Here is a 26448-nt window from a genome sequence, read left to right on the forward strand (position 1 = left end):
ATCGTGAGTCGAGGGTAGCAGCCGGTGTCGAATAGTGCGAACAGGCAGCATGTCTTGCACTCCTGGCGGCTAGGAGCGCCACGTCCTCCCCAACCGACTCGTTCGTTCCCTCCGGTCACTCACTCATCCCTCGCACGATCCGTCGGCACGCTCTCACCATCGCTCGAGCGCGTCTCCAGCGCGCGCCACCGCGCGTGATCCGCCCCACGAGCGGACGGACGAACGATACACGAACGTGCACATAGAAACCCCTTTACTACCCGACTTCCATCACCGACATGAATGAGTCTTGCCGATTCGGACCGCGAACTCGTCGTCGAAGAGTTGGAGCGAGAGCCGACTCCAGCCGAGGCGGCGCTGTTCGAGAACCTCTGGAGCGAACACTGCGCGTACCGCTCCTCGAGACCGCTGCTCTCGGCCTTCGACAGCGAGGGCGAGCAGGTCGTCATCGGGCCGGGTGACGACGCGGCGGTCGTCGCGCTGCCCGGAAGCGAGGACGGCGGCGACGAGGAGGGGTCGACCTACATCACGATGGGGATCGAGAGCCACAACCACCCCTCCTACGTCGATCCGTTCGACGGGGCCGCCACGGGCGTCGGCGGCATCGTCCGCGACACCCTCTCGATGGGTGCCTACCCCATCGCGCTGGCGGACTCGCTGTACTTCGGCGAGTTCGACGACGAGCACTCGAAGTACCTCTTCGAAGGCGTCGTCGAGGGGATCAGCCACTACGGCAACTGTATCGGCGTCCCGACGGTCGCCGGCAGCGTCGACTTCCACCCCGACTACGAGGGCAACCCCCTCGTGAACGTCGCCTGCGTCGGCCTGACGAACGAGGAGCGACTCGTCACCGCCGTCGCACAGGAGCCCGGAAACAAGCTCGTCCTCGTCGGCAACGGCACCGGCCGCGACGGGCTGGGCGGCGCCTCCTTCGCCAGCGAAGACCTCGCGGAGGATGCCGAAACCGAGGACCGACCCGCGGTCCAGGTCGGCGACCCCTACGCCGAAAAGCTGCTCATCGAGGCCAACGAGCAACTCGTCGACGAGGGCCTGATCGAGTCCGCTCGAGACCTCGGCGCCGCCGGCCTCGGCGGTGCCTCGAGCGAACTCGTCGCCAAGGGCGGTCTCGGCGCCCACATCGAACTCGAGCGCGTCCACCAGCGCGAGCCGAGCATGAACGCCTTGGAGATCCTGCTCGCCGAATCGCAGGAGCGGATGTGTTACGAGGTCGAACCCGAGAACGTCGATCGCGTCGCGGAAATCGCCGAGCGATTCGATCTCGGCTGTTCGGTCATCGGCGAGGTCACCGAGCAGAACTACACCTGCACGTTCGAGGGCGAGACGGTCGTCGACGTCGACGCCTACTTCCTCGGCGAGGGCGCTCCGATGAACGACCTCGAGAGCGAGGAGCCGGCCCAACCCGAGACCGACCTCCCCGACGCAGATCTCGAGAACGCCTTCGAGACCGTCGTCTCGAGTCCGAACACCGCTTCGAAGCGGTGGGTCTACCGGCAGTACGACCACGAGGTCGGCGTCCGAACGAGCGTCGGGCCGGGCGACGACGCGGCGATTATCGCCATTAGGGAGGCCGAGCAAGGGCTCGCGATTTCGTCGGGTGCGGCGCCGAACTGGACTACCGTCGCGCCCTACGAGGGGGCGAAAGCGATCGCCCTCGAGAACGCGACGAACGTCGCGGCCAAGGGCGCGACGCCGCTCGCGGCGGTCGACTGCCTCAACGGCGGCAACCCCGAAAAGCCGGACGTCTACGGCGGCTTCAAGGGAATCGTCGACGGTCTCGCCGACATGTGCGAGACGCTCTCGGCCCCGGTCGTCGGCGGCAACGTCTCGCTGTACAACGACTCCGTTACCGGGCCGATCCCGCCGACGCCGACGCTCGCGATGGTCGGCACCAAGGCGGGGTACGACGCCCCGCCGCTGTCGGTCGCCCCCGACTCCGACAGCGCGCTCTTGCTCGTTGGCGATCTCGGCCTCGAGAGCGGTGAGGCCCGTCTCGGCGGCTCCGAGTACCTCGCTCGCCACGGTGGCAGCGACGTATTCCCCGAACTCCCCGCCGATCCCGCGGCCGTCGTCGAGACGCTCGCCGACGTGGCGACCGACGACACCACGCTCGCGGTCCACGACGTCAGCCACGGCGGTCTCGCCGTCTCGCTGGCCGAGATGGTCACCGAAAACGCTGGACTCGACGTCTCGCTCCCGGTCGCAGACGACGCGGACGACGAGGCAGTCGCTGCAGCCCTCTTCCACGAACAGCCCGGTCGCGCGTTGATCCAGACCGACGCTCCCGATGCCGTCAGCGCGGCGTTCGACGGCGTCGCACCGGTCGTCGAACTCGGCTCGGCGACCGGCGACGGCACGCTCGCGCTTACCGTCGGCAATCGAACGATCGTAACGGATGCAGGCGAGATTCGAGCGCATCGAGCGACGATCGAACGAGAACTCGAGTAGTCGACAGCTTCTCGGACGATCATCCATCGAATCGGCACTTATCTGACGCCCGATATCTTGATATACCCGTGGTACGATTCCTCCAACGAACTGAGAGACCGGAGGACACTGTTCGATGGCCACTACCACCCCGTCCGTCCTAATCGTCGAAGACGAACCGGACCTCGCGGATCTCTACGCCGCCTGGCTCGGGGAGTCGTGCGACATCGAGACGGCCTACGACGGCGAGACGGCACTGAACGCCATCGACGACAGTATCGACATCGTCCTGCTCGATCGACGCATGCCCGGGCTCTCCGGAGATCGTATTCTCACGACCATTCGTGACCGCGGTCTCGACTGTCGGGTCGCGATGGTAACGGCCGTCGAACCGGACTTCGACATCATCGGCATGGGGTTCGACGACTACCTCGTCAAGCCCGTCTCGAAGGAGGAACTGGTCCGAATCGTCGAGCAGTTACAGCTTCGATCGAGCTACGACGAACAGCTCCAGGAGTTCTTCGCGCTCGCCTCGAAGAAGGCGCTGCTCGACGCCGAGAAAACCGATGCCGAACTGAAGTCGAGCCAGGAGTACGCCCGACTGCAAGACCGGATCGCGGTGCTCCGCGTCGAGGTCGACGAGACGATGTCGGAACTGCTCCAGCAGGACGGCTACCGACAGCTCTGTCGGGACCTCACCCGGGACTCGATTCTACAGGAGTCGGGCTGATCTGTCACCCGGGACTCGATTCTACAGGAGTCGGGCTGATCTGTCACCCGGGACTCGATTCTACAGGAGTCGGGCTGATCTGTCAGCCGGAACTCGACTCTACAGGAGTCGAACTGACGCGTTAGCTGGAACCCGTTGACTCGCGCTCGAGCGTCGTTACGTCGCGGACCTCGAGTCGCGTGCCGCCGTTGGTTCCGTTGTCGACCGTCAACGACCAGTCGTGGGCTTCGGCGATCGCTCTGACGAGCGCCAGCCCTAGCCCGTCGATGTTCGTCTCGACGCCGGCACTCGCGTCGCCGTCGTCGGTCGTGATGTCGAGCACTCGGTCGTGAGCGGTCGGCGGGATTTCGGTCGCGTCGTCCAACAGGAAAAAGCCCCGCGAGCGGTCGCTCGTGCCGAAGCCGACGAGGCCAACCTGAATCGTCACCTCGCCGTCGGCGCGGGCCGCGGCGTCGTCGAACGCCGTCTCGAGGAGGTGGACGAACCGATCGGCGTCGGCTCTGAGCGTCGCCGACTGCTCGACCACGACGCGTTCGCTGTCCAGTCGCGATCGATCGAGGGCGTCCTCGATCGCCGACTCGAGATCGATCCGGCTCCGAGGACCGACGGCCGACGCGTTCCGGGCGAACTCACGGATATCGTCGACGAGCCGTTCGGTGCGGTCCAGCGTCGCTTCGACCGAGTCCTCCGCGAGCGGGAACTCCCAGTTCTCCGCCGTCTCTCCGCGAGCGGCCGACGTCTCGCCGCCCTCGGCCTCGAGCGCGTCCGCGAGCGACGACAGCTGCGCTTTCAGATCGCTCGAGAGGACGTCGGCGACGGACTCGAGTCGCTCGGTCTGGCGCTCGAGTTCGGCGGTCCGCTCCCGGAGCACCTGCTCGCGGTCGGCCCGGTCGAGCGCCGCCCGGGTGTTCTCGACCAGCGTCGAGATGAGGTCGACGTCGGTCTCGTCGAACTGGTGGGCGTCGAACGAGCCGGTCATGAGGACGCCGTGGGTGCCGATCGGGGCGATGATCTCCGACCGGATCGGCGTCTCGGGGTTGTAGATGTCGTCGACCGTCTCGAGGTCGTCGAACCGCGCGACGTCACCCGACTCGAACGTATCCCAGACGAGGCCCTCGCCGGGGTAGAATCGCGGGAGGCCGCCGAACTCGTCGTGTGCGCCGGCGGTTCCGGCGACCGGCTCGAGGTAGCCCTGTTCTTCCTCGAGCAGCCAGACCCCGCTGATCGGGAGATCGAGCAGGTCGCTGCCGGCGTGGACGGCGATCGCACAGATCTCTTCGGGGTCGTCGGACTCGAGCAACCACCGGGTAATCTCGTGGAGTGAGGTGACGACCCGTTCGTGCTCGCGCTGGTCGGTCACGTCGCGGACGACGGCGGCGACGGTCGCGAGGTCGTCCTCGATCGGGACGAACCGGAACTCGCCGATTCGGTCGGTTCCGTTGGCGTCGGTGAACGGTAACTCGAGCTGTCGCTCGGCGGCGTTGCCGACGTCGACGTCGGTGATCGCTCGCCCGATCTCGACGGCGTGCTCGTCGGAAATCCCGGCCCGACTGGTGAGCACTTCGACGTGCTCGCCGACGAACTCCCGTCGGTCGGCGTCGAGTACGTCCTCGAGAGCGCCGTTGACGGTGACGATCTCCCGGTTGCGATCGAGCGTGATTACGGCGTCTTGAACGGCTTCGACGACCGCCGCGTGCTGGGCGAGCGTCGTCTCCTGGGATTTTCGCTCGGTGACGTCGCGCATGTACACCGAGAGACCGCTTTCGGAGGGGTAGGCGCGGGCTTCGAACCAGGTCTCGAGGTGGGCGTGGTACACCTCGAAGGAGACGGAGACCTGTTCGTCCATGGCGCGGTGGAACCGGTCGGGAAACTGGGTTTCGACGGTTTGGGGGAACTCGTCCCACATGACGCGACCGATCAGCTCCGCCCGAGAGCGCTTCAGCAGGGTCTCTGCGCGCTCGTTGAGGTAGGTAAACCGGAAGTCCGTATCGAGCGCGAAGAAGGCGTCGGTGACCCGATCGGCGATCGGGACGGATCGCAGCGTCACGGCTCCACACCCCAATCGTCGCTCGAGATCGCGGTCGCGAGCGGATCCCCCCGGAGCCGACCGACTCGCACTGTCGCTGTGTTCATCGAGAGCTAGCTACGACGTACTTTGCAGGGCGGCTATTTCAGTGTCGTGGCTGATCGGCCGACAGAGCCGGCCGTCGCCGACTACAGCGAGGTCGTCGTCCCACGCTCCCGCTCGACGGCTCGATCGAAGACGAACTCGGCCGCCGCAGCGTCGAGCACTGCCGTCCCGACGCTCTCGAGAACGACGATCTCGTCGGCGGACTCGCGGCCGTAGTTGCCGGCCAACACCTCGCCCAGCGAGCGCAACTCGAGGTCGTCGTGTCCTCGAAGATCGCCCGTTTCGGCGGCCTCGTTCGGGACGTCGGCGACCACGCGGGCCGCGCGCTCGATCGTCGTGTCGTCCAGTTCGCGCATCTCGGGCGTGTACGCGCCGACGGCGATCACGAGCGTACCCGCCGCGAGCGCCTCGCCCGGAAACACCGGCTCGGTGCTCGTCGTCGTCGTGACGACGACCGACGCATCCTCGACTGCCTCTCGCGAACTCGAGACCGGCGTCGCGTCGACGCCGAGTTCGGACTCCAACTCCTGTGCGCAGCCGATCCGGGAGTCGCTCGGCGAGTAGACTCGAATCGACTCGAGTCGGTCGACGCCGACGGCGGCGGCGATGGCTCGGGTCTGCCAGCGGGCCTGTGTCCCCGCGCCAATCACCGCCAACTCGATCGGACCGTCCGCCGCGAGTTCGCGAGCGGCGAGGCCGCCGATGCAGCCCGTCCGCGCGTTGGTGATCCGGTTGCCGGCGAGGTAGCCGACCGGCTGGCCGGTCTCGGCGTTCGCGAGCGAAATCTGGGCCGTGACGGTCGGCAGTCCGCGCTCGGGGTTGTCCTCGACGACGGCGACGAGCTTCGTCGCCGCGTAGTCCGCGCCGTGGACGTACGCGGGCATACAGAGTCCGGTCCCAGTCGGCTCGGTGGGTGCGTCGGGATCGAGCCCCCTCCCGATCGGGTAGTGTGGCCGCTCGGGTCGTTCGACCGCCCCTGTCCGTTGCTTCTCGAAGGCGTCGGCGACGACGGGCAACAGCGCCTCGAGGTCGAGCACCGACGCGATATCCTCGTCGGAGAGCACGCGAACCATACGCGAAACTCGTCGCAGGCCCACTTCAGTGGTGCCGTCGTTCCGACAGCCAGATGGGTCACAGTAGCCTCGCCGGAGCGTGTTTGTAGCTGGTCGTGGTACGTGTGCGCATGAAAATCGTCATCGTCGGCGGGGGAATCGTCGGAACCGCGATCGCGGCGCGACTCGGCGAGACCGACCACGACGTCACGCTCCTCGAGCGTTCGCAGATCGGTAGCGAGACGACGGCGGCTTCCGCAGGCATCCTGATGGAGACCGTGATCGATCCGACGCCGTTCGACCTTCGATTCCGAGCGCGCGCCCGCTCGGTCTACGACGAACTGTTCGATCGCGGTCCGCTCGAATCGACGCGAATCGGCGTCTGCTATCTCGCCGAAACGGACCAGTTCGCGGAGCGACTCGAGAAATCCGCGGCGACGCTCGGCGAACACGGCGTCGACGCGTCGTACCTGCGGGCGGAGGAACTCTCCCGACTCGGCGTCGAGCCCGACGGCTTCGTCGGCGGACTGCACACGCCGAACGACCGGCTCTGCGATCCGGTCGCCGTCGCGAACTGGTTCGCCGACTGCGCCCGACAGACGGGCGTGGACGTTCGGACGGGCGAGACCGTCACCGACGTGCGGACGCGCGACGGGGCCGTCTCGAGCGTCGAAACCGAAACGGGCAGTTTCGACGCCGACTGCGTGATCAACGCGACCGGTCCGTGGGCTTCGGAACTACACGAGATGGTCGACGTCTCGCTCCCACTCAGACAGACGCTCGGACCGATGGCGGCCCTCGAGACCGACCACCCTCTCGAGAGTCCGGTGACGATCCTCGAGTCCAAACGCTACGTTCGCCCGACGGGCGGCGACGACGGACCGGGGGCGTGGGTCGGCGAGTACCGGACGGCGTACGACGACGGCCAGCAGTACGATCCTGACGACTGTAGCGTCCCGGACGGATACGCGGACTCCGCCTCGGAACTCGCGGCCGTCGTCCCCGGGCTCGAGGGCGCGACGGTCGTCGACGAGTGGATCGGCCGTCGAACCGTCACGCCGGACGGCAGACCCATCGTCGGCGAGACGAGCGTCGACGGGTTCGTCGTCGCCTGCGGACTGACCGGGCAGGGGATCACGCTCTCCCCGGCCGTCGCGGACGTGGTTCACGACGCGCTCGAGGGGGAGTTCGAGGACGAGTGTCGGGACCACCTCTCGCCGGACCGGTTCTGAGTATCAGTCCGCCCCATTCGAACGAATCCTTATCCCGGACAGTGCCGTTCGATACCGTATGACAGTCGTCGTGATCGGCGGTGGAATCGTTGGCCTCTCGAGCGCGTACGAACTCGCCACTCGCGGCGTCGACGTCGTCGTCTGCGAACAGGGATCGATCGGCTCGGGGAGCACCGAACGATCCGCGGGCGGCATCCGCGCGCAGTTCTCGACGCCGGTCAACGTCGACCTCTCGCTCGAGAGCATGCGCGTCTGGAACGCCTTCGAGGAACGGTTCGGGACCGATATCGACTACCGGCGGCCGGGATACCTCTTTCTCGCCCGGAGCGAGGAGACCGCGGCGGGGTTCGACGAGGCCGTCGCCATGCAGAACGACCGCGGCGTTCCGAGCGAACGTCTCACACCCGACGAGGCGAGCGAGCACTGCCCGGGAATCGACCCCGAACAGTTCGTCGCGGCGACGCACTCCCCGACGGACGGCTTCGCGGACCCGCACCTCGCCCTGCAGGGGTACGCGCGAGCGGCGGCCGACGCGGGGGTCGACGTGCGAACGAAGACGCCCGTCGTGGACGTGATCCGGGAGGGGGGAAGCGCTCGAGACGACGAGGAATCGCGGCGGGTGGTCGGCGTCGAGACGTCCGAGGGCCGACTCGAGGCCGACTACGTCGTCAACGCCGCGGGCCCGTGGGCCGGCGAGGTCGCGGCGATGGCCGACGTGTCGCTCCCCATCACCCCGAAGCGCCGCCAGATCGCCGTCGCCCAACCCGAAACTCCCGTCCCCGACTCGGATCCGCTGACGATCGACCTCGAGAGCGGGTCGTACTTTCGACCCGAGCGGGACGGCGACGCGCTGGTCGGCGGGCACTTTTCGGCGGTCGATCCGGCCTGTGATCCGGATCTGTACACCAAATCGATGGACTTCGAGTGGAGTATCGACGCCCTCGAGACCGTCTCGGAGTGGACGACCTACTTCGGCCCCGAGTCGGCGGTCAAACGCGGCTGGGCGGGGCTGTACGCCGTGACGCCGGACGACACCGCCATCGTCGAGGAGACGGTTCCGGGGTTCGTCACCGCGGCGGGCTTCTCGGGCCACGGCTTCCAGCACGCGCCCGCGACGGGGAAACTGGTAGCCGAACTCGTCGCAGACGGCGAGGCGTCGCTGGTCGATGTCGAGGCGCTCTCGAGCGATCGGTTCGAGGAGGAGTCGGCTCGAGTGGAACGGAACGTCGTCTGAGATCGGTTAGTCGGTCTCTGTAGCGGACGTTTCGTCACGGTCTGTCTTTGCGAGGTCCTTCCGCCGCGAAACGTACACCGGAACCACCAGCACGCCGCCGAGCGGGACGTAAACCCCCATCGAGTAGTGTGCCGGGTTCTCGATCCCGAGCCGTTTCGCGTCGAAATGGATCACGATAGCACCGAGATACTGCGCGATCAGCACCAGTACCAGTCCGATCATGACGACCGTCGCTGCCATGCTCAATCGTTGACACCACCGCCGTATTAGTGTATTGTCCGATTGACCGCTTCGGTCCCGAAGCGAGTGTCAGTACCGATCGCCGTGATAGGTCTCGGTCCCGGGGAAGAGCGTCGAGAGCGTCGCGATAGCCGACGAATCCGTCGCCTCGAGTCGCCCCGTTCGCTCGAGCGTCCGCGCGGATCGGAATCCGACGACGAGTTGCGAGAGCGCGCCGATCCCGAGGCGGACGTCCGGATCGTCGGCGACGGCGGTGACCGAGTCACCCTCGCCTCGACCGTTCGCGACCTCGAGTCGGAACGCGCCGTCGTTCCAGTCGGTCAGCGGGTCCTCGACGGCGATCGCCAGATCAGCCTCGCAATCGGGATAGGAGAGTTCGGACAGCGTCTCGGCGACGTCGACGATTCGGACCATCGGCCCGTCCGTGACTTCGGTGTCGATCTCGTCGGGGTCGCGAGCGACGTCGCGGATCGGAACATCCGCGGGCGCTCGAAGTCGAACGCGCTGGACCTGCGAATCGTGATCGTGGCAGAACGAAAGGAGGGCCAGCAGAGCGTCGTGATCGGTGGCGACGAGTTCGGAGACCGATAACGTCCGGTCGCCCATCTCGCCGTCGATCGTATAGACGAGGTATCCCGCTACCCGGTCGTCGCGCTCGTATGCGTAGACGAACGGATCGCGGTCGTGGCCGCCGAAGACGCGATGTCGCCACCAGGACTCGTCGCGTTCGAGGGCGAGGCCGTAGCGCTCGCGGTGGGTCTCGTAGGCCGACTCGAGTCGATCGCAGTCGTCGGCCTCGAGTCGGCGAAAGATTGTGCTATCGGCGTCGGCACCGTCGGTCGCATCCGTCGCGAACGAGAGGACCGACGGCTCGCACTCGTGGGTCACGACTCGATTGCTGGTGTCCCAGCCGTACTTCCGGTAGAACCGATACTGGAACGGCCACAGCACCGAGAATCGGACGTCGTGCTCGCGATACTCCGCCAGGGAGTGAGCGAGCAACTGCCGGACGTGGCCCTGCCGGCGGTACTCCGGCGGCGTCGCGACGGACGCCAATCCGGCGGTTCGGTGGGTGTCGCCGCGCACGCGGGCCTCGAGCCAGTAGTGTCGACAGACACAGCGCGGATTCGCGTCGTCGGCTGCCTCGGTCGCGTAGAGGCCGCGGCGGGAGCCGAGCGTGTCTCGCGGCTCCTCGTGTTCGTCGGGATCGTACGCTGGCACCCCTAACTCCGGTCGAAAGGCGTAGCTCCGGTAGTCGTGAAACACGTCCCGCTCGTCCGGAATGGGGCGGTAGTCGGCCATGAGACGGACAGCGTGGGCGACCGAGAAAACTGTTAATATCGCGGGCCGTTCGCTGTACTGCCTCGAGAACGGCGTCGCGTTCGAACTGGTACAAAGGCTAAACAGATACGTCCAGTAATCATTGCGTATGATCGACAGGAATACGGTTCGTCGAGGGTACGACGAACTGATGGGGGCGTACGATGCGGAACGTGCAGAAGACGTCCGCGGAAACGCGATTCTCGACGAATTCCTCGATTCGATTGCGACTCCGGCACGAATCCTCGATGTCGGCTGCGGTCCGGGCATCCCAGTCCTTCGAAAACTGAGTGCGGAAGCGACCGCCCTCGGAGTCGATCTCTCCCGCGAGCAACTCGATTTGGCCGCGGCGAACGTTCCCGAAGCGGCGCGCGTACAGGGAGAGATGACGAGGTTGCCCGTCCGTGACGACGCGTGCGATGCCGCTACCGCCTTTCACTCGCTGATTCACGTCCCGCTCGAGGATCACGGGACGGCTATCGACGAGTTCGCACGCGTCTTGCGTCCCGGCGGTCGCGTGCTCCTGTCCGAAGGCTCGGAGGAGTGGTGCGGGACGAATCCGGACTGGCTCGAGCGAGGCGTCGAAATGCAGTGGAACGTTGCCGGCGTGGACGCCACGCGGGACCAACTGCGGGCCGCCGGGTTTACGATTACCGACGAGTGGGGCACCGCCGGTACGTTCGCCGACAACGACGAGCGATGGCTATTCGTCGCCGCCACGCTCGAGGCCTGATGTCCCGTTACACTGATCCCTCACGTTCTCTTCAGGATTCGTAGCACTACGGGCCCTGAATTTTCACCGGAGCCGAACGACGTTCCGTCCCAGCCTCAGGCGTGCTCGTCGACGAACGCTTCGATCCTCGCGAGCGCCTGCCGGAGGTCGTCGAGTCCGGTCGCGTACGAGATCCGCAGGTGTCCCTCACCGCCCTCGCCGAAGACGTCACCGGGGACGACCGCGACACCTTCCTCGCGCAGAACTCCTTCGGCGAACTCCTCGGCGGTGAATCCCTCGGGCACCTCGGGGAAGCAGTAGAACGCCCCCTTGGCCTCGAAGACGTCCATCCCGATCTCGCGGAACCGCGAGAGGACGAACTGCCGACGGCGATCGTACTGGTTCACCATCTCCCGCACGTCGTTCTCGCAGGACTCGAGCGCTTCGAGGGCCGCGTGCTGGGCCGTCGTCGGCGCCGAGAGCATCGTGTACTGGTGGATTTTGTTCATCGCGCCGATAGCTTCGGCGGGACCCAGCGCGTAGCCGAGTCGAAGCCCCGTCATCGCGTGGGCCTTCGAGAAGCCGTTGAAGACGATGGTGCGCTCGCGCATGCCCTCGAGGCTCGCGATGGAGGTGTGCTCGTTTCCATCGTACGTCAACTCGGCGTAGATCTCGTCCGAGAGAACCATCAGGTCGTGCTCGCGGGCGAAGTCGGCGATCGGCTCGAGATCCGCTTTCGTCATGATCGCCCCCGTCGGGTTATTGGGATAGCAGAGTACGAGCATGTCGGCCTCGTCGGCACCGGCGTCCTCGAGTGCATCGACGGTGAGTCGGAAATCGTCTTCCTGTTTCGTCGGCACCGAGAGCACCTCGCCGCCGGCGAAGATGACGCCGGGTTCGTAGGAGATGTACGACGGCTGGGCGATGGCGACCGTGTCGCCGGGATCGACGAACGCTCTGAAGGCGAGATCGACCGCTTCGCTCGCGCCCGCGGTGACGATGATCTCCTCGTCGGGGTCGTAGCCCAGTTCGAACCGGTCGGCGACATAGTCCGCGATGGCCTCTCGAAGTTCGCGCTTCCCACGGTTCGCCGTGTAGGATGTCTTCCCCTGTTCTAAGGACGCAATCGCGGCGTCGCGGGCCGCCCACGGCGTCGCGAAGTCCGGTTCGCCGACACCCAGCGAGATGACGTCGTCGCGCTCCTCGGCGATCTCGAAAAACCGCCGGATACCCGACGGCGGCACCGTCTGGACGCGATCGGCAAGTTCGAACGTCATGGTCAGGGTGAGAACGAGAGCCGTTCGTCGTCTTCGCCGTCGCCGAGTTCGATCCCGTTCTCTTTGTAGGAGGTCATCACGTAGTGGGTGACCGTCTGGGTGATCTCGGGGACGGGCGCGACCTTCTCGCTAATAAACTGCGAGACCTCGCGGATGGAGTCGCCCTCGACTTCCATGTCGAAGTCGTAGTCGCCGCTGACCAGTCTGAGTGCGGTGACCTGCGGGAACCGTGCGAGGCGCTCTGCGATGTCGCCGTAACCCGTCTCGCGGTCGAGGTGGACGTTCAGCTCGACTTCGGCACGGACGCGTTCGTCTTCCAGTTTGTCCCAGTCGACGACCGCCTGATAGCCGCGGACGACGCCTGTTGCCTCGAGTTCCTCGATCGCCGCCTCGACTTCCTGCTCGTCGAGACCGGTCATTCGCGCGATATCGTCGGTCGAGTATCGGGCGTTCTCACGAAGCAACTCGAGCACCTCGCGTTCGCTCATACAAACGCGAAGCGCGAGCGCGAGTAAAGGTCTACCGTTGTTCGGTCGGCAACACGTGGCGCGCGGATCCCCAGCAGCTCCTAATGAAGCGACGATTCACACCGAGGACAGATACGCGATTGCATCGGAACGCTCCGCTGACAATCCGGACAGGTGATATCCTCCTCCTGCTGAAATGGGTAGGCTCGACTCATTTTTTGGCTTCGTCTAGAAATTTACCGACTACTACCATAAAGTGCATCGAAACATGACCGTACTGTCACGATAGCTGTTCGTTCTCGAATACCGTGGTATGCGATGACGGATGTTCGATCGATTTGGTCAGCCGATGCCGTCTCGAGTGTGGGTCGTGGATCGAACGACTGCAACCACGAGCAGGATCGATCCGTGGTCGATCGCTCACGGACCACGCGGTCGACGTTATCGATAGTTCTTGAACAACAGCGCTCGAACGTCGTCTTTCGTCTGGACGTCCTCCGTCGTCCCGTCCGGGAGTTCGACGCTGTAGCGGTAGTCCGCGGAACTCGATTCCGACCACTTGTCGTCGTGGGTCTCGAGCAGGCTCATCATCTCGTCTAACATATCGTCGTCGTCGGCCGAACCATCACCACCGCTGTCGTCGTCGGCTGTCGTGTCCGCATCGGTTGCCGACTCGTCGTCTCCGGTAGCGTCCTCACTCGAGTCTTCGGCATCGCCGTCGATCTCGTCGTCCTCACCGTCGGTGCCGTCGGTATTTGCGTCCGACCCCGAATCGTCGTCTTCGTCGACCGAGTCGTCTTCGATATAGGAGACCTCCTCGAGATCCTCCGGGGTCGACTCGCCGCCGATCGCGGCGCCGACAGAGGCGGCGACGTCATCGGTCGCCGAGGAGTCGAGGTCCGCGTCGAGTTCGATCTCGAGTTCGGTCTCGCCGTCGAGGTTGTCGATCAGGTACTGGACGGCGTCGCGTTCGCGGACGAAGCCGTACTTGCCGACGACCTGTTCGGAGATCTCTTCGCGGAGTTGCTGGATGACTGCGTACTGTTCGTCAGTGACCTCGAGCGTCTTCATACCACATCGATGTTGCGGGGGGTACAAATAGGTGGGTCGTGTTTCGGGCCTTCGTCCGGATCGGGATCTCCCTCGTTGAGCGACGGGTTTTATAGACTGATTGAGAACCGCGAACGGCTCAAATAGCGCATCTGGTTGTTCAGTACAGATGGAACAGTTACCGAATCAACCACAGATCTGATCTCTAAGATGTTAATTAGTTTTTCGTTCACGAGAGAGAAAGATCGTAATGAGTACCAGAAAATGGGCGGACGAGACAATACTGGTAGCGACAATACATAATATAAGAGTGAGAACCACACTTATAGATGAGAGCTGTCTGTTTGATACAGAACACCCAATACCCCTCAGTGCTAACAATTACCTCGTGGATACGTGGAAGTCGATTGCGTCCGATTTCGGTGGTAGGCGAGCTATCATCAGCCTCGGAGTTCTGTATATCCTGTTCGCAATCGGACTGGCCTATGTGGAAATCTTGCGCGGAGATCCGGTGGTGGACTCCCTCTTCATTTCCGGTTTTATCGGCATCCCGGGCGTCGTCCTCCTTCTGGGTGGCTACTGGCTGCCACGGACTGACGTAACTCCCCAATTCTATCCGACCATTACAAAGTGGTGTCTCGGTGCCATCGGTATTCTGGGCGGCACCCTCACTCTCTACCACTTCGCGCCCGGTACAGCTCTCAGTAATCCTGCTCGAGCACTCCTCGCTATCACGGCGTTCGTACTCGTCCCCGCTTTTGCCGGAGGGATCAACGATGCACGGTCGGAAACCCGTGCATTGGAACTCAAGCGTCGATCTAGACAGCAACAGGTCGTCGCCGATCTCGGGCAATTCGCACTCGAAACTGATGACCTCGACGAAATCATGCACGAAGCCTCCCGCCAATTGGCGGACGTTCTCGACAACAGGTATTGTAAGGTACTCGATCTCGACGAGGAACGCCAAGAACTACTGCTTCGCCAAGGTGTTGGGTGGAAGGACGGATTCGTCGGCGAAGCGACGATCTCTGCCGTTGAAGACGATTCTCAAGCCATGTACACGCTGGAGAACGACCACCCGATTGTCGTTGAAGACCTCGAAACGGAGTCGCGATTTAGCGGCCCGGAACTGCTGACGAGTCATAACGTCCGTAGCGGCATCAGTACGATTATCGGGCCAATTGACGAGCCGTGGGGCATTTTGGGCACCCACGACGTGGCCCCAAAATCGTTTACCGACGAGGACGTTGCCTTCGTCCAGAGCGTTGCAAACGTTCTCGCCGAAGCAATCGCGGATAAAACCTACCAGCACGAACTTGAACAGTTAGTGAACGACCTCGCGGAGTCGAACGAGCGCTTGGAACAATTCGCCCACGCTGCCTCGCACGATCTCCAAGAGCCACTGCGAATGGTTTCATCGTATCTGCAACTCATCGAGCGCCGCTATGAAGACGAACTTGACAACGATGGGCAGGAATTTCTCGAATTTGCCGTCGACGGAGCCGACCGAATGAGTGCAATGATCGATGGCCTGCTTCAGTATTCGCGGGTAGATTCTCGGGGAGAACCGCTCGAACCGATCGATCTCAACGACGTGGTTGCAGACGTACGCAGAGACCTCGACCCCCGAATTGCAGAGAGTAACGCCGAGGTGCAGATTGAGGAGTTACCTTGCGTCCGCGGCGATGAAAGCCAACTTCGGCAGGTGTTCCAGAACCTGTTGAAAAACGCGATTGACTATTGCGGAGATAGTCAGCCACGAGTGTACGTTTCTGCCGAGAAAAACGGTACAGACTGGGTCGTATCGGTTCGAGACGAAGGAGTAGGGATCGACCCCGCCGAGCAAGATCGTATCTTCGACGTATTCCACAGCCATGCTCCCCACGACGATCACCCCGGCTCCGGAATTGGATTAGCGCTCTGTGAACGAATTGTCGAACGGCACGGCGGTGATATCTGGGTCGAGTCCGAACCCGGCGAGGGAGCAATCTTTTCGTTTACGCTGCCAGAGCCAATAGAACAGGAACTCTATAGTAACAACTGAAACAATTTACGCACCGATCGAAACGCAGTCCTGCAATCGGGTATGCATTGAACTTCAGTGGCTACTATAGAGGTAGTAGACTGAGCAGTGACTTGTTTTCACCCGAATAATCACATATCGACCACCACCACTACTTGCCAAGAAGTATCACAATGCCTGCCGGAGGGAGCGAAAGAACACTTGCCCACTGCGTTGCCTGTGGTTCTGCCTATGCCGCTGAAATTCGGGATGATGAGACTATTCAGCCAATTGGAATGAGAACTGGCTGTGATTGTGGCTCCAATGAGTTCCAAACCCTCGATGATTCCGCCGGTACCGATCGTCAAGATGATCAATACGATTGACGATTGATCAGTTCGCAGAACTACTGGACGGCTGGCATATCGGCTTCGGCGTGAAACTACCGAAGACGTCGTGCTGAACCTATCCGCGAAATTCAATACGCAGTTAGTGACAGTTGTCGAAGGGATTATACTCCCTTGAGAAACGCCTCGGCCCCTACTGATCGGTAGCGGGGGCGGAAACCAGTCGTCCGAACGATTAGGCGAACACGACGCTTAAGGGATCTCGTCGGGAATCCGCCAATATGGTACTGAAAGAGTCCGACACCGAACTGGACGCGGGCGACCCCGCCCCCGACTTCGAACTCGAGGGCGCGGACGGCGAGACGTACACGCTCGAGTCGTTCGCGGACAACGAGGCGCTTCTGCTCGTCTTCACGTGCAACCACTGTCCGTACGCGAAGGCGAAGTTCGACCTACTGAACGAGCTGGCCGCCGAGTACGACGACGTCGCGGTCGTCGGCATCAACCCCAACGACGCCGAGGAATATCCCGACGACTCGCTCGAGGCGATGCGAGAGTACGTCGACGACGGCCACGTTCAGTACGACGCCTACCTGCGCGACGAGAGTCAGGCGGTCGCGAGGGAGTACGGCGCGGTCTGTACGCCGGATCCGTTCCTGTTCGCCTGGTCCGAGGCCGACGAGGCGTTCCAGTTGGTCTACCAGGGTCGTCTCGACGATGCTCTCAACCCCGACGACGAACCCACGCGGTTCCACGTTCGGGAGGCCATCGACTCGGTGCTCGAGGGCGAGTCGGTGGACCTCGAGTGGCAGCCCTCGCAGGGCTGTTCGATCAAGTGGGTCGACGAGTGACGAGTCTGTCAGTAGTGTGACTGCTTACTCATGGCTCATGCCTCTCTGAGTGACCACCGCAGCGATTGGAACCAACTCATGTTCGCACTTCTGCAGACCATATACTACAGTGACGAGACTCAGGAAGTATCTCATGACCTGATGACAGTGTTAGAAGACGAGGGTGGATCGCCGTTCTCGGCTCACGTTCACCAGCGGGAAACGCAGTCTTTTCCGGATAGGCAGTGACGTTCGGATCGGCGCGTGTACGGACCGCTCGGTCCCGCCGACGTGGTCCCGTAGTGGTGAATTAGGGTCACCAGCCGGATGTCCTCGAGGCCATAGCCCAGATCCGAGAGGTGGACCTCGAGGGCGTCGGCAATACCCTCGGGGCCGACGTCGATCAGAACGAGGCCACGTTCCGTCTCGACGGTGACGGCGGGGCGTGAACGTATCCGGATTCACCCATGTCGGGTGGTTCGCTCGGAAAGCCCAACGCGTTCGATACCGAGGCTCGGAACTGCATCGACCTACGCCTGCAAGTGGTTGCACTATTACCGATATCTCCGTTAATGACACTTGTATGACTGAAAATTGCGTGAGCCGACGGCGGATTATACAGGTCGGCGGCGGCCTCGTGGTGGTCAGTGGCGTCGGAGGTACTACGGCCGCCTCGAGTGACCACGAAACGAACGACCAGCTAACCGATACCGGCTTCCAGACTCGAGTTGCACACCTCTCACCCGACGCACCCAACATCGACATCTACGTCGACGGAGAGCGGGTCCGCGAGGGCATCTCGTACGGGACGGTCACCGACTACCGCGACCTCGAGCCCGGCACGTACACGATCCAAGTCGTTCCCGCCGGTGAAGACCCAGCCGAAGCAGTGCTCGAGGAGACCGTCGAGGTCGACGACGAGGACCCCACCATCGACGGTCTCCTCGCAGTGATCGGTGAAGTGGCCGCCCAAAACCAGCCCCTCGAGGCGCTGTTTCTCGACGACGACAACAGCCCGGTCGATCCGGGTGCCGCTCGCGTTCGCGTCCTCCACGCCGCACCCGATGCGCCTGCGGTGGACGTCGTTGTCGGTGAAACTGGGGATGCACTGTTCGAGAACGTCGCGTTCGGCGAATCCGGCTACGTCGAAGTCCCGGAAGGCGAGTATACGCTCGTCATCTATCCTGCGGGTGACCGAGAAACTAGCGTCTTCGAAATCGACGTTTCCCTCGCCGGAGGAACCGTCTACTCCGCGTTCGCGATTGGCTACCTCGAGCCCGAGGAAGCACCCGCCGATGAGCCGTTCGAGATACTCCTCACGGAGGACTCCCTCCCGGATGAAGAGGGTGTCGAGCCGGACGAAGAGGAGCCGAAAAAAGACGAACCCGAGAACGAGTCTGAAAAGGAAGAGAAGTACGAGGACAAGCAAGCTACGTGATACTGCCGGCTCCCCGTCGTGGAAGGACGTAACTCGAGTTGCTCGTCGAGGATGAGCCGCGTCTTCGTGCTCACGACCCCCTCTTGCCCGCGCGCTTGCGTGATGAGTTCGTTGACGCCACAGGTGTCGGCGGCGTCGATGACGACGACGATGTCCTGTTCGCCCGAGACCTGCCAGACGAAGTCGACGTCCTCCCACTCGGCCATCCGTTTTGTAACCTCGCGGGTGCCGACATCGACCGCGACGCCGACCTCGATTATCGCCTGTGACGTTCTACGCACGCGTCGAGATGGCAAATCGGGCCAGATCTCGTGCGACATTCGCGCTGTGTATCTCGCACGACTCGCCGAAACTCTATGACATCTGACTAACACTCCGAACTTCAGGTCACCCACGAAGCGAGCGGAGTCGAGATTCATACTCCCCCTCGAGATCAGTGCGTCCGTGATGGTTGCGTCTGCCGGCTTTTCGCTGAAATGGACAGGTACGCTATCGGTACTGTCGAATGAGTTGGTTCGTTTCGAGCGTTCCGCTGCAGTCGTCCTCACTCCGACCGGACCCGATCCCGTGGATTCAGGAGACGTATCTCGCCTCGCTCGAGATGCAACTCCTCGCGACGGTCGTCCTCGTCGTCGTCGCTCTCTTCGGCTTCGGTGTAGCGTCTCGGTTTCAGGACGTCGTTCGCCGTCGGTCCGGCACCCAGCTCGCCGAGGCCAGCTCCGTTCTCCTCCTCGGTGCCGTCGTCGTCGGTGGCGTCTACGCGTTCAGCGTGATCTGGCACGTCACGTTCGTGCTCGAGCACACGCTGCGGACGATGGCGATCGATCGGTGGCTCGCCGCCCAGCAGCTGGTGACCGGCGCGATCGTCCTGACCGCCTACCTCGCGATCCGGTTCGTCAACCGGTCGATCGACAAGCTCTCCCAGACGAGAGCGATCACGAGACACCAGAGCGAGGTCGCCTACCACGTCTCGGACGTCGCGATCGTCGCCCTCGCCGCGGCGATGATCCTGACGCTGTGGGGGATCGACCTGACGAATATCTTCATCGGCGCGGGAGCGATCACCGCGATCGTCGCGCTGACGGCTCGCGAGACCCTGACGGCGATGCTCGCCGGCTTCATCCTGCTGTTCTCGCGGCCGTTTCACGTCGGCGACTGGATCGAGATCAACGAGACCACCGGTATCGTCACCGACGTCACCATCTTCACCACCAAGATACAGACGTTCGACGACAAACACGTCCTGGTCCCCAACGACGAGGTGACGAACAGCCAACTGACGAACTACTCCCAGAACGATCAGCTTCGCATCGCGGTCGACGTCGGCATCGATTACGACGACGATCCCGAACACGCCCGCTCGGTTATCGTCGACGCAGTCAGCGACCTCGAGTCGATCAAGAACGCCCCGAACCCGCAGGTGGTCGGCAAACGCTTCGACGATTCCGCGATCGTGCTCGAGTGTCGCGCCTGGATCGCCGATCCGACGATGCGTCGGAAACACGACGCACAGACGGACGTGATGGACGCGATCGTGGCCGCGTTCGACCGCGAGGAGATCGAGATCCCCTACCCCCAGCGGATGCACGCGGCTCGAAACGACGGCTTCCGAATAGAAGATCGTCGAGCACGAAAGGGTGCCGTGTCGTCGCTCGAGGATTAAAGCTCAGAGCGGGCGGGTAAACGATCCCCGTCGAGTGACCGTCCGGCGGGCCGATCACTCGACGACGAGGTCGGCGTACTGCGAGCCGGAGTGAAGGCTACAGACGTACGCTGCCATCTCGGCGCTCGCCGTGAAATCGAGGGTGGCGCTGTCGCCCTCGGCAGCGATCTCGTCGGTCGCCAACTCGTCGACGACGTCGCCGCCGTCGTCCCAGATCTGGAGGTCGTGTGCCATGTTGTCGGCGTTGACCCACTCAATCGTGTACTCCTCGCCTTCCTCGAGGACGAGCGTCGGGTTCTCGACGCCGTCGATCGCGCTGGGTTCGACGCCTTCCCAGTGGGAGTTGTAGCCGTCGACGACGATCTCGGTGCCGGCGTCGATGTCGAACGTGTCGTCGTCGCCGTTGCCGTTGTCGTCGCCGTCGTCATCGTCGCCACCGAGACAGCCTGCGGCGACGGCCGCGATCGTCGTTGCCCCTGCGGCTTTCAGCACCGTTCGTCGGGTGTGTTCGGTCATGATAGTCGTCATCGAACAGTTGCGTCCCTCTCCCATTGAAGAAGACACCTAATTCCCACGTAGTGGGAGGTCTGTCGACTATGTTCGGCCACAATTCGATATTCCCCGATAATTGGCGGTGAAAATAGAAATCGGCCGGAATCGATCGCCCGCTAGCGAACGCTGCGACGATACTGGACCGGCCAGCGAGACGCTGCGTCGTCCGTGAGCGCCCCGGCAGCGCGCAGGCCGAAGTAGGGATCGCGGAGGAACTCCCGCCCGACGAGGACGAGGTCGGCCCGTCCGTTGCGAATCACGGCGTCGGCCTGCTCGGGTTCGGTGATTCCGCCGACGGCACCGGCGGCGATATCCGCTCCCTCGCTGACCGCCTGGGCCAGGGGCACCTGGAAGTTCGGTCCGCCGGGCACGTCCTGCTCGGGGTGGAGCCCGCCGGAACTGACGTCGATCAGATCGACGCCGCGGTCGGCGAGGTCGTCGGCTAGCCGGACGGACTGAGCGATATCCCACGACTCGCGGTCCTCGAGCCAGTCGGTGCCGGAGATCCGAACGAACACCGGTTTTTCGTCCGGCCAGACGTCTCGAACGGCGTCGACGACCTCCCGAACGATTCGGGATCGGTTCTCGAAGCTTCCGCCGTACTCGTCCTCGCGATGGTTCGTCACCGGTGAGAGGAACTCGTGTAGCAGGTAGCCGTGGGCCGCGTGGACTTCGGCGATGTCGAAGCCGGCGTCGAGCGATCGCTCGGCCGCGGCGCGGTAGGCCTCGATCACACCCCGGATGTCGTCCTGCGTCGCCTTCGTCATCGCCGGTCGATCGCCGTCGAACGGCGGGTAGGCGTCGGGCGACGGCGAGAGTACCTCCCAGCCGCCGTCCGCGGGTGCGATCGGGGTGTTGCCGTCCCACGGCCGTTTCTTGCTGGCCTTGTGGCCCGCGTGGGCGAGTTGGATCGCCGGCACCCCACCTTGGTCGCGGATGAACTGCGTGGTAGGCGCGAGTTCGTTCGCGTGCTCGTCGCTCCAGATCCCCAGATCGTGGGGCGTGATCCGTCCTCGCGGGGTCACTGCGGTGGCTTCGGTCATGACGATTCCGGCGCCACCGACGGCGCGACTCCCGAGGTGGACGCGGTGCCACTCGGTCGGCAGTCCGTCGGGTTCACACGAGTACTGGCACATCGGCGAGACGGCGAGCCGATTGGGTATCTCGAGGTCGCGAATCGATAACGAATCGAAGAGATCGGGCATCGCTCGAGTGTTACCGGAGGCACGGGAAAACCACCGCGGACGAGGGTGGCCTTGCCGGCACGGAAGTCGACCCGCTCCCAGCGGTTCCGCACGCGCTGAGCGGATGTGGCCCCGCGGCAGTCGTTCGGGGTGACTTATTGCATTCGAGCCCACAGCACCGCTATGTCACCGCCGACACCGCTGCTGGATCGGTTCGACGCGCCCCATCCCGTCGTTGGGATGGTCCACCTTCCGCCACTGCCGGGCGCACCGAGCTACGACGGCGACCGGACCGGGCTCTCCGACCGCGCGCTCGAGGACGCACGCCGACTCGAGGCCGGCGGCGTCGACGGCATCATCGTCGAGAACTTCGGCGACGCGCCGTTCTATCCCGACGACGTGCCGAAACACGTCGTCGCGGAGATGGTGGCCCTCGTGACGGACCTCACGAGAACCGTCGACGTCCCGATCGGCGTCAACGTCCTCAGAAACGACGCCGACGCCGCGCTCTCGATCGCTGCCGCCGCGGACGCGGAGTTCGTCCGCATCAACGTCCACGTCGGGGCCGCGTCGACCGATCAGGGTGTCCTCGAGGGCCAAGCCCACGAAACTCTCAGGCTCCGGGACCGGATCGACGCCGACGTCGCCATCCTCGCGGACGTCCACGTCAAGCACGCGACGCCCGTCGGCGAGACGGCTATCGAACGGGCCGCCCTCGAGACGGCCGAACGCGGGCGGGCCGACGGCGTCGTCGTCTCGGGAACCGGAACCGGCTCCGAGACCGCGCTCGAGGACGTCGAACGCGTCTCGAGCGCGCTGCGAGAAACCGCCGCCAACGGTGCCACCCCCGTCTTCGTCGGCAGCGGCGTCACGAGCGAGACGATCGGCGAGACGCTCGAGGCGGGAGCCGACGGCGTTATCGTCGGCACGGCGACGAAGGAGGGCGGCGAGACGACGAACCCGGTCTCGCTCGAGCGCGTCGAGACCGTCGTCGCGGCGCGGGACTCGAGTCAGTCGTAGTCCCGACGAACTAGTCCCAGTTGTGCAGCGCGTCCCGGAAGATGTCTTCGGCGTCGTCTTTCGTCACCGGCCGCGGATTACAGCGCAGCAGGCGCTGCTGGGTCTCGACGGTCTGGGTCGCCAGCCAGTCGATGTCTTCCTCGGTGACTCCGGCGAGTTCCTCGAGTCCGCTCGGGATCACGTTCAGATCCTGCTGGAGTCGAACGAACTCCTGTCTGGCCTGATCGGCGGCCTCTCGGGTCCCCATTCCGTCGGTGTCGGCTCCGAGCATGTTCGCGACCTCGACGAACCGTTCGGGGTCGCTGGCGACGTTGTAGCCGAGCGTACTCGCCGGCGTCAAGACGGCGATGGTCTCGCCGTGGTAGGTGTGATACCGGTTGCCGACGGGGTAGGCCATCGCGTGGGCGAGGCTCGCCCCGGCCGTCAGCCCGGCGATTGCACCGAACAACGCTCCCTTGAGCATCCCCGCGCGCGCCTCGAGGTTGTCCCCGTTGTGGACCGCCGTCCGGACGTTTCCGGACAGCAGTTCGATCGCTTTCACCGAGAACATCTCGGTGAGTTCGGTTCGGCCGGCGTAGACGGGTCGGGACTCCGGGTTCGAGGCCCGCAGGAGTCCGTCGAAGGGGTGAGTCGTGTAGCCCTCGATGGCGTGACCCAGCGCGTCCATCGCCGACTTGGCGGTGATCTCGGGCGGCAGCGTCGTCGTGAACGTCGGATCGAGGACGGCCGCGTCGGCCCGGATGTGATTGCTCGAGATCCCCTCCTTGATCTCCTTCTCCTCGACGGAGAGGATGGCGACGGGCGAGATTTCGGCCCCCGTGCCCGCCGTCGTCGGCATGAGCACCAGCGGCGGCCCGGAGTCGGTCAGCGCCTCGCCTTCGCCCGTCGGTTCGGCGATGTAGTCGAGCACCTGCCCGCCGTTGGCGATCACCGCGCGGGTCGTCTTCGCCACGTCGATACAGCTTCCGCCGCCGAAGCCGACGTAGAAGTCGTAGCCGTCCTCGCCTTCGTTCTCGCGAACGAACTCGATGCAGCCGTCGACGTTCTCGATCGTCGGCTCGCGTTCCGCGCCGTCCCAGACCGTGACGTCGTAGCCCGCGTCCTCGAGGTGGTCCGTCACCCGACCGACGTGGCCGATGTCGACCAGTTCCTCGTCGGTGACGACGAGCCCGTGTGGATCGTCGTCGGCGCTGACGCCGAGGTCGGCGAGCTGGAACGCCAACTCCTCGACGGCGTCCCGTCCACACCTGATCTGGGGCATCTGCAGGTGCCAGACCGTCTCCGGCTGGAGTTCGTGTTCGGGCGCGGAGACGGAGCGTTCGTAGCTCATCTCACTGCCCCCAGCCGTCTCGGATCTCCTCGAACTGGTCGCTGTCGTGGCCGTAGACGACCTGGGCGTCGTGGCGACGCTCGAGTTCCTTGATTCGCTGGAGGCTCTCGAACCACTCCGTCTTCCCCCAGAGGAGCTGGGCACCGAGGGGGATCTCGTCCTCGAAGTTCTCCGCTCGATAGAGTTGGTCGCCGGTGATAACGACGGTTCCGTCGCCATCGAGGTGCATCACGGTCCCAGTCAGTCCCGGCGTGTGGCCGGGGAATCGGACGAATTCGATGTCTTCGAAGTGTTCCTCCCGGTTCTGGTGGAGGACCTGCCAGTTGAGGTCGTGGTCGAAGTCGTCCAGGATGTACGCGCCGCTTCCCTTGTCGGTCTTCGCGCTGTAGTAGGCGTACTTGAGCTCCTTCTCGTGGACGAAAATCGGCACGTCGGTGCCGTCGAAGAACTCCAGCCCGCCGGCGTGATCGAGGTGGAGGTGGGACTGGAACACGTAGTCGATGTCGTCGATACTGTAGCCCGCCTTCTCGAGGTCGTCGTCGAGCCGGTGTTCGTCGGCGTCGTACGGGTAGAACGCCTGCAACAGCCCTTCCGGCCAGTGGCCCTCGAGCGCCTCGTGGTGGTTTCCGGTGTCCCAGAGGATCGTTCCCTCCGGGTGATCGATGACGAGGCTCCAGACGGGGATCTCGTCGTAGTCTACGTCCGGATTCGGTTCGTCGTGCGTGCCGAGGGTGTGGCCCTCGAGCATGTAGTTCTGGTCGCACTCGAGTCCCCCGCGATAGAGGACGTCGACCGTCGCGTTTACCATTGTATTGACACCTCGAGTCCCTACACCAGTTTCGATCAAAAGGGTTTGTGCCTCGTTCACACACAGTCACGACGGCGAAGACGTTCGGAGACCGATCGAAGAGCACCCCACGGCTCACTGCATCAACAGCAGCGGGCCGATGAGGACGCCCATCAGGTGCACGCGTCGCGCCCGAAACCGGATCGGGACCATCCCGACCGCAGCGGCGACGGCGAAGACGAGAATCCCAACGGGGCCGGTAAAGAGATACGAGAGGACACAGAGGAGGCCGAGGACGCCCACCGAAATCTTCCAGTACGCCATCGTCCCGACGATTTCGAGGTAGGCGTCCCCGACGACGATCACGAGCGCGAACCCGAACAGGCCGGCGAGGACGACGCCCGCGAGCAGAATCGGTAACTCGAGGGGCGCGTTCACGTTTTCGAAGGCGACCATCACGCCGGTTCGGGGCTGGCCGATGGCGACCAGCGCGAAGAGCGCGAAGATCGTATTCGCCGTATCCACGCCGCTGGTCGCCACGATATAGCCTCGATCGCCGGACTGCCCGGGAACGAGGACGAGAACCGCGACGGCGGCGATCGCGGCCGAGATACCCGGGATGTACCCCACCACGGCACCCGCGAGCGCGCCGGCGAGCGCCGTCGCACCGACGAGCCACCGGGGCATCGCGATCGGTTCGTCGTACTGCGGCGGCACGCCACCGCCGCGAATCGCGTCGATCAACACCGGCGCGCCGAAGAGTCCCGCGAAGAGCGGCGCGAGCATCCCGCCGGCCTCGAGCGGCGCGTCCGGCGAGAGATCGAGCGTGAGCAGTCCCAGCGCGGCCGCGAGGAGAAAGGAGACGACGCCGCCGACTCGAGCGCGCCAGGTGTACTCCGAGGCGACCAGTGCGACGACGACCATCGCTAACAGGAGCGCCAAGTTGTCCCGAATCGTCGGATAGGCGGCCGTCACGCCCCACGTGATCGGCAGAGCCAGTGGGACCGCCAGCAGGACGGCGAGGACGCTCCCGAGCGCGGAGAGTCGGATCGCCTCGTAGCCGCGGCCCTCGAGCACCATCCGATGGCCCGGCAGCGCGGTCACGGCCATCTCGGCGTCGGGCACCCCGAGCGCCATCGCGGGGACCGCGTTGAGGAAGGTGTGAACGACGCCTGCGGCGAGCATCGCACAGCCGACGAACAGCGGCTCGCCGGGGATCGACGGCGCGAAGCCCGCGAGCAAGAGCGCGAAGTTGTTCGCGTGAAGTCCAGGTACGAGCCCGCTGCAACTCCCCAGTAGCGCCCCGGCCAGCACCCAGCCGAGCAACTGGAGCGTCAGCGTCGGATCCGCGACGAACTCGACCGGGGTGATGGCCATCGGACTGTCTGGCCGCGGCTTCACTGAA

22 protein-coding genes and 1 pseudogene are annotated in these 26448 nt (G+C 64.2%); 10 read left to right on the forward strand and 13 right to left on the reverse strand.

From position 1 onward, the window contains the following. The first annotated feature begins 282 nt into the window (after nucleotides 1-282). Together purL and BLT08_RS12170 are read left to right on the forward strand one after the other, a co-directional pair. Nucleotides 283-2466 carry a phosphoribosylformylglycinamidine synthase subunit PurL gene (gene purL, locus BLT08_RS12165; protein WP_090307244.1) on the forward strand — a complete coding sequence of 728 codons (2184 nt, stop codon included), beginning with the start codon at nucleotides 283-285 and terminating at the stop codon, nucleotides 2464-2466. A gap of 115 nt (nucleotides 2467-2581) precedes the next feature. Beyond that, nucleotides 2582-3175: a HalX domain-containing protein gene (locus tag BLT08_RS12170; RefSeq protein ID WP_090307247.1), complete on the forward strand. Its 594-nt coding sequence runs from the start codon at nucleotides 2582-2584 to the stop codon at nucleotides 3173-3175. A gap of 121 nt (nucleotides 3176-3296) precedes the next feature. Here the strand turns inward: BLT08_RS12170 and BLT08_RS12175 are convergent, their stop codons facing one another. Continuing rightward, entirely contained in the window at nucleotides 3297-5222 is a 1926-nt protein-coding gene (locus BLT08_RS12175; protein ID WP_090307250.1) for a PAS domain-containing sensor histidine kinase, read from the reverse strand. Between the two features lie 167 nt (nucleotides 5223-5389). Beyond that, nucleotides 5390-6379: an ornithine cyclodeaminase family protein gene (locus BLT08_RS12180; RefSeq protein WP_090307253.1), complete on the reverse strand. Its 990-nt coding sequence runs from the start codon at nucleotides 6377-6379 to the stop codon at nucleotides 5390-5392. Between the two features lie 110 nt (nucleotides 6380-6489). Between BLT08_RS12180 and BLT08_RS12185 the strand changes: the two genes are divergently transcribed. Next, nucleotides 6490-7590, forward strand: coding sequence for an NAD(P)/FAD-dependent oxidoreductase (locus tag BLT08_RS12185; protein ID WP_090307256.1), 1101 nt, complete (start codon nucleotides 6490-6492; stop codon nucleotides 7588-7590). A 58-nt stretch (nucleotides 7591-7648) separates the two neighbouring features. Next, nucleotides 7649-8824 (forward strand): NAD(P)/FAD-dependent oxidoreductase, encoded by a 1176-nt coding sequence (locus BLT08_RS12190; protein WP_090307260.1) that lies wholly within the window; start codon nucleotides 7649-7651, stop codon nucleotides 8822-8824. Nucleotides 8825-8830: 6 nt separating this feature from the next. Here BLT08_RS12190 and BLT08_RS12195 read toward each other — a convergent pair whose 3' ends face one another. Continuing rightward, entirely contained in the window at nucleotides 8831-9064 is a 234-nt protein-coding gene (locus tag BLT08_RS12195) for a hypothetical protein (protein ID WP_090307264.1), read from the reverse strand. A gap of 69 nt (nucleotides 9065-9133) precedes the next feature. Further along, nucleotides 9134-10366, reverse strand: coding sequence for a GNAT family N-acetyltransferase (locus BLT08_RS12200; protein WP_090307268.1), 1233 nt, complete (start codon nucleotides 10364-10366; stop codon nucleotides 9134-9136). Nucleotides 10367-10493: 127 nt separating this feature from the next. On the opposite strand from BLT08_RS12200, the gene BLT08_RS12205 reads away from it, so the two are divergent. After that, entirely contained in the window at nucleotides 10494-11117 is a 624-nt protein-coding gene (locus tag BLT08_RS12205) for a class I SAM-dependent methyltransferase (protein ID WP_090307271.1), read from the forward strand. Between the two features lie 95 nt (nucleotides 11118-11212). On the opposite strand, the gene BLT08_RS12210 is transcribed toward BLT08_RS12205, so the two are convergent. The 3 genes from BLT08_RS12210 to BLT08_RS12220 form a co-directional block, all read right to left on the reverse strand. Beyond that, on the reverse strand, nucleotides 11213-12373 hold the full coding sequence (locus tag BLT08_RS12210) for a pyridoxal phosphate-dependent aminotransferase (RefSeq protein ID WP_090307275.1): 1161 nt from the start codon (nucleotides 12371-12373) through the stop codon (nucleotides 11213-11215). Between the two features lie 2 nt (nucleotides 12374-12375). After that, on the reverse strand, nucleotides 12376-12861 hold the full coding sequence (locus BLT08_RS12215; RefSeq protein ID WP_090307278.1) for an Lrp/AsnC family transcriptional regulator: 486 nt from the start codon (nucleotides 12859-12861) through the stop codon (nucleotides 12376-12378). 420 nt (nucleotides 12862-13281) lie between these two features. Beyond that, entirely contained in the window at nucleotides 13282-13911 is a 630-nt protein-coding gene (locus BLT08_RS12220; protein WP_090307282.1) for a hypothetical protein, read from the reverse strand. 367 nt (nucleotides 13912-14278) lie between these two features. On the opposite strand from BLT08_RS12220, the gene BLT08_RS12225 reads away from it, so the two are divergent. From BLT08_RS12225 to BLT08_RS12245, 3 genes are all read left to right on the forward strand, one after another. Beyond that, entirely contained in the window at nucleotides 14279-15934 is a 1656-nt protein-coding gene (locus BLT08_RS12225; RefSeq protein WP_090307720.1) for an ATP-binding protein, read from the forward strand. Nucleotides 15935-16520: 586 nt separating this feature from the next. Next, on the forward strand, nucleotides 16521-17090 hold the full coding sequence (locus BLT08_RS12235; RefSeq protein ID WP_090307288.1) for a thioredoxin family protein: 570 nt from the start codon (nucleotides 16521-16523) through the stop codon (nucleotides 17088-17090). 562 nt (nucleotides 17091-17652) lie between these two features. Beyond that, nucleotides 17653-18507 carry a DUF4397 domain-containing protein gene (locus BLT08_RS12245; RefSeq protein WP_090307294.1) on the forward strand — a complete coding sequence of 285 codons (855 nt, stop codon included), beginning with the start codon at nucleotides 17653-17655 and terminating at the stop codon, nucleotides 18505-18507. A gap of 35 nt (nucleotides 18508-18542) precedes the next feature. Here the strand turns inward: BLT08_RS12245 and BLT08_RS23385 are convergent. Next, nucleotides 18543-18813: pseudogene (locus BLT08_RS23385) on the reverse strand (Lrp/AsnC ligand binding domain-containing protein); the annotation flags it as partial. Between the two features lie 199 nt (nucleotides 18814-19012). Here BLT08_RS23385 and BLT08_RS12255 point away from each other — a divergent pair. Continuing rightward, nucleotides 19013-20170 carry a mechanosensitive ion channel family protein gene (locus BLT08_RS12255; protein WP_090307297.1) on the forward strand — a complete coding sequence of 386 codons (1158 nt, stop codon included), beginning with the start codon at nucleotides 19013-19015 and terminating at the stop codon, nucleotides 20168-20170. 54 nt (nucleotides 20171-20224) lie between these two features. Here the strand turns inward: BLT08_RS12255 and BLT08_RS12260 are convergent, their stop codons facing one another. Together BLT08_RS12260 and BLT08_RS12265 are read right to left on the reverse strand one after the other, a co-directional pair. After that, nucleotides 20225-20698, reverse strand: coding sequence for a plastocyanin/azurin family copper-binding protein (locus tag BLT08_RS12260; RefSeq protein ID WP_245724207.1), 474 nt, complete (start codon nucleotides 20696-20698; stop codon nucleotides 20225-20227). A 140-nt stretch (nucleotides 20699-20838) separates the two neighbouring features. Then, nucleotides 20839-21927, reverse strand: a complete 1089-nt coding sequence (locus BLT08_RS12265) for an NADH:flavin oxidoreductase/NADH oxidase (RefSeq protein ID WP_090307305.1) — start codon at nucleotides 21925-21927, stop codon at nucleotides 20839-20841. Nucleotides 21928-22089: 162 nt separating this feature from the next. On the opposite strand from BLT08_RS12265, the gene BLT08_RS12270 reads away from it, so the two are divergent. Further along, complete coding sequence (locus BLT08_RS12270; RefSeq protein WP_090307310.1) at nucleotides 22090-22926, forward strand: BtpA family protein; 837 nt, start codon at nucleotides 22090-22092, stop codon at nucleotides 22924-22926. Between the two features lie 10 nt (nucleotides 22927-22936). Here the strand turns inward: BLT08_RS12270 and BLT08_RS12275 are convergent, their stop codons facing one another. From BLT08_RS12275 to BLT08_RS12285, 3 genes are all read right to left on the reverse strand, one after another. Beyond that, the gene (locus tag BLT08_RS12275) at nucleotides 22937-24256 is read right to left on the reverse strand and encodes a hydroxyacid-oxoacid transhydrogenase (protein WP_090307315.1); all 1320 of its coding nucleotides are present in this window, start codon (nucleotides 24254-24256) and stop codon (nucleotides 22937-22939) included. 1 nt (nucleotide 24257) lies between these two features. Further along, nucleotides 24258-25064, reverse strand: coding sequence for an N-acyl homoserine lactonase family protein (locus BLT08_RS12280; RefSeq protein ID WP_090307321.1), 807 nt, complete (start codon nucleotides 25062-25064; stop codon nucleotides 24258-24260). 114 nt (nucleotides 25065-25178) lie between these two features. Next, the gene (locus BLT08_RS12285; RefSeq protein ID WP_090307325.1) at nucleotides 25179-26420 is read right to left on the reverse strand and encodes a tripartite tricarboxylate transporter permease; all 1242 of its coding nucleotides are present in this window, start codon (nucleotides 26418-26420) and stop codon (nucleotides 25179-25181) included. Nucleotides 26421-26448 lie beyond the last annotated feature (28 nt).

The sequence above is a fragment of the Natronorubrum texcoconense genome, from assembly GCF_900100335.1.
GTDB classification, from domain to species: domain Archaea; phylum Halobacteriota; class Halobacteria; order Halobacteriales; family Natrialbaceae; genus Natronorubrum; species Natronorubrum texcoconense.